This is a genomic window from Arthrobacter sp. JCM 19049 (assembly GCF_001310435.1).
The window spans coordinates 1-574 of sequence record NZ_BAXF01000909.1; the positions used below are offsets into that span (position 1 = coordinate 1).

Genomic DNA, 574 nt, shown 5'->3' on the forward strand with positions numbered 1-574 from the left:
CACCGGGGACAGGGTGTCCGGGCTGATGAAGCCGGCCCAGAACAGCTGCCAGCACGCGTCACCGACCTGGGACAGGGACGGGGGCGCGCTATCCTCCTCGGTCATCCAGCGGCCAGCTCCTCCACAAAGTAGGCGCCGGTGCTCTCGAACCGCTCCAGCAGGCGCAGCGCGAACGCGTCCAGTTCGCTGCGGTCCCCGGGCGGCAGGGTCAAGCTGGCGTGTTCGGCCGTGTGCAGCGCCAGCCAACCGTCCTTGCCGCCGGCGGCCCCCGCCCCGGCAATCAGCACATCCCCGGAACTGGTCAGCTCATCCAGCGCGGCGCCGGTGTAGTTTTTCACCCGTGCCGGCAGCACCAGGGATTCCAGGGCGCTGGCCGGCACCTGGCGCCGGTGAGCTGGCCGATAGCCTCATAGAGCCCGTCGGCCCCCTCCAGCTGGGAGCACCTGCTGCCAGACCGGCAGGAAGCGGGCGAAGGTGGGCTGGTCCACCGGCTCAACCTCGGCGCGCAGCGCAGCCAGCGAACGGGTCCGGATGGTGCGCAGCACCTGGATGTCGCAGTACTCATCGCCGCTGA

1 protein-coding gene is annotated in these 574 nt (G+C 70.6%); it reads right to left on the reverse strand.

Annotation, left to right across the window (positions count from 1 at the left end):
* Positions 1 to 101 precede the first annotated feature (101 nt).
* Positions 102 to 380: a hypothetical protein gene (locus tag JCM19049_RS17060; RefSeq protein ID WP_054822101.1), complete on the reverse strand. Its 279-nt coding sequence runs from the start codon at positions 378 to 380 to the stop codon at positions 102 to 104.
* Positions 381 to 574: the final 194 nt, after the last annotated feature.